2 pseudogenes are annotated in these 3,570 nt (G+C 61.7%); both read right to left on the bottom strand.

Going from position 1 to position 3,570, the window contains the following annotated elements:
* A pseudogene (locus IC66_RS44725) lies at positions 1 to 2,051 on the bottom strand (Ulp1 family isopeptidase); the annotation flags it as partial.
* A gap of 587 nt (positions 2,052 to 2,638) precedes the next feature.
* Positions 2,639 to 3,570: pseudogene (locus tag IC66_RS0141600) on the bottom strand (hypothetical protein); the annotation flags it as partial.

The following is a 3,570-nucleotide window of genomic DNA, read 5'->3' as shown; positions in this document are numbered from 1 at the left end:
GCGTAGGTGTCTGAACGAGCCCTGGCAGGATGCGCCGGCGCAAAGTGAGCATCGTCGCGCAACTCGGACGGCGTCGGCGCATTCAGATCAACAGATGGCTCAAGCCTGCCCTTAGCATGTGACGGGGGCCTGGATGGTGATGCTGGTTCGTGCAGCTGTTCACCCAACCAAACCCAAGCTCCCGCGCTTGGGCTTGCCGGCGTTGAGGGAAGATCCTGCGCCGAGCCGGGATGCCGATCGCCCCACGCGGCCGGCGAGCTCGGCTGCTCAGGGCCTGGCAGCCCCAGCTCTCGGTTCGCCTCGATGAGTTTTAAGTAGCTGCGAAGATGCGACAAATCGGGACGGTATCTTGCGCCTCCGGTCCGTTGGAACGCCAGCACATCGTTGTCCAGCGTTAACTGCTCCTTGCTAGAGCCGTTAAGTCGCCCGATGATGCTCCCTTTGCGATTCCCTTTAAGCCACGCACTCAGCGCGCGAAGACGTGTCGCCCGCTTTTGCGCAGACCCCTTATCCTTCGCAGTTTTAACATGTTTCAGAGCTTGGCTCAGCGCGCCCTCGATGAGGGGCGCATCTTCTGGATGAGGAACCAGGCGACGTGGGGCACCGAGGACGCGGGGTTCGGGAGCTTCGGCTTCTTCACCCCCACGCAAGAGCCGCCGGAGAACATCCAGGGCCGATGTAATGCGGTGCTGGGGGTCACGGCCCAATCTCCGGTACGCCGCAATTTCCTCATCCAGCGGTGTACCTTTTCGTAGCCGAGAAGCTACGGACCCCCCATGCTCTGCGTTGACCCAGCGAACAAATCTCCCAAGCCCGGAAACACTGTTATTGATGGCGCCTGGGGTGAGCTTGCGCCGCTTGGCGTCTACACGAAACCTCGCCAAGAGCTCCGCGTCTTCCCCCGAGAGCGGCTCGCCGATCAGCTCGTTTTGCGACAGCATCGGAGCCTGCATCTGCGATGGGGACGCCGCCAGTTGATGGGATGGCGTCTGCATCAGCTGCCGCTCAACGGCGACGCCCTGCGGATTGCTTAGCGTCTTCTGCCTCTTCGCTGATCTCAACTCCCCTATATCATGCTCATTGATGACGAGAACCTGCTCGCCTGGCCCGAGCGGGTTCCTGTGACGTTTATCCGTCAGTTCGTCGTCATGGTGGCGCCAGTTCAGGGACCCTGCAGCATCCAATGCCAGGCCATGCGGCGGTGAAACCCCATGGTCGGCGCGGGGCAAGTTCAAGTCACGAAAAGACCCTCCTGCATCCGCTGCTTGTTGATGGTGCGCAATTGTCTCGATAGGCGGCGAGGAGCTGGGTCCGTCCATCGTCTCCAAAAGCAGATCCTGCTGGTTCGCAGGCAGAGTCTCCGGCCAGCTGATAGCTCCGCTCGAGCTGTGCTGTGCAGTCGCGGCCCGGGTCCGGCTCGGCTCAGCGCGAACCGCGCCTTCGAAATCAGGAACGGGGCGAATATGAGGCCGGAGCTCGATCGCTCTAGCACCCGCCGGCGACCTCAGGAGATGAGCCAGTGCGGCCCCGGCTTTTCTGCGGCCACGGGGGTCCGCCTCCTTATACTGGCTGACATCATTATCCAGCGAGCCGTCGCCAAGTCGAGCAGCAATGCCGGGCTTATCGTTCTCACGGAGGTAATCACTGAAATCGATAAGAAGAGTTGCATACTTCCTGACGGTGTTGGCGGTGCCTGACGCTGCATCTTCCTTGTACCCTTTGATGAGATCCGCATCTTGGGAATAGGGATTCAGCTCAACCCGGCTTGCAATCGGCGCGATGCCGCCCGGCGATTGGGAGGCTCGAAGATGAACCAGTGGCGTAGCGATGGCCTGCCCCTCCTGCTTGCCGAACTCCAGGGCATCCTCGACCAGCGACTCTTCGGAAAGCCGGGCAGCAATGCCCGGCTTTCCGTTCTTTACGAGCCAATGCCCCAATCCGAGAAGACAACGTACATTGCGCCTGACGGTGCGCTCGGAGGCCCCAGCCTTGAAGAGTGCCGGCCCGAGCCCCTCAATAAGAGACGCATCGTCGGAATAAACAGGATCCATGCCGCTTCCTGCGAAAACCAAATTTGCATGGCCGAGCGGCAGCGCCGACGCATTCAGCGTCGTTCCACCGCCTTCACCGTGCGGAGCCGGCGTATATGGTTGCCCGCTCGCCCGCACGATGGGTCGCGCCTCAGATCGCGATGCATCCGCTTGATAGGCGCGGACCTGCATGAGCACGGGAGCGGACAGGACAGCGACCTCGCTCAGCTGCCGCTGAAAGGCCGCCGCCTCTGCCGACGAGTCGGCTGGAGAGGCATCTTGCGCGTCCACGCTATCCGTTTGTTGCCCCCCCCGATTCATTGAGACGAATTTCATGTGTACTCACTTTCGAAGATGAAGAGCCTGGAGCGCTGATCGCATGCGCCTGGACTTGAGACGACACATCGCCGGCATTTGACGGTTCAGCTGCCAAGCGAAAGGAAGTTGGGGTCACGACGCTCCCGATCGAATTTCAATCGGACCCTGTTGTCGATCTGTTCGAGGAAGCCCGCGCCGGCTTCGAGCTCATCGAGGATTTCCTCTCGGTGAGAAACGGTCCACTTGATCGTGTCACCACAGCGACGCTCTGGCGCGGGACACCCAGGTAACTACATCCCGAGGCGCGCGAACTGCATCGACGCGTGCTCCGCCTCGGGAAGGGGATGCCACGGCTGGCCGCCAGCTGCGGTGCGCAACAAGGACCTACAGAACGCCGGCGTGAGCTTGCCGCGGTGGATCACGACGTTCTCGCGCCCCGTCGCAGCTCGAGCGCTCTGCCAGTCCTGATTGTAGCCGCGCTGGTCATTTGACTTCACGTGGCAAGCGGCGAACCCGGCATCGCTCAGCGTTGCCAACTGCCTGGCATGTACCGGCCGCTTGGTATGGATGTGCACCCACATCGGGCTTGGCGTCGCGCCATTGCGCAGGGCCTTGGGCTGCAGCTTGATCTCGAACAGTGTCCCCGGATCATCCTTCAAGGCGCGCGGTGAATTCACAGCCGCCAACTCCCCGGCCGCTCGCAACTGTTCAAGATACTTCTGGGACGGAAACGCGTAGGTCTTCATGCAATCGATCGTGATCACCGCCTTTTGCGCCGTGAAAGAGTTTGCCTGTCCCTGCACCTCGGACAACATCGCCTTGAGCCGGGCTATTTTGTCGTGCACTTCCGGCACTTGCGCAGGCGTGAGTAGGACACGTCGGCGAGGCTCCTCCAGCGCGGCTACACTGGCCTCAATCTCGGAGGCCTGTGTCTGCAGGCGCTTAACGACGAGATCCACGGCGTGATCGGCGTCCTCGGGCTTCCCGTGGCGCGCTTGCGAGACCGCGCTTTGCTGAGCCGGCAGATCGAACTGCAAAAGTTCGTCCAATCGCTTGAGTAATCCGGTCAGTGCGTTCCTGGAGGGCGGAGCCTGCAATATCTCCAGGTGCCCGGTCGCCGACGATGACGCCCTCGCGAGTGCCGCCTCCTCCGCGCTCGCGAGTTTCTTCGTACCCAGATCCGAGAGTACGATCACCTTGACTGTCGGGGCCGTGGCAGCGT

Source organism: Bradyrhizobium genomosp. III (assembly GCF_000261705.1).
Taxonomy (GTDB): domain Bacteria; phylum Pseudomonadota; class Alphaproteobacteria; order Rhizobiales; family Xanthobacteraceae; genus Bradyrhizobium; species Bradyrhizobium ottawaense.
Note: the sequence above shows the minus strand (reverse complement) of the source record. Positions and strands in the feature narration are given on the sequence as shown.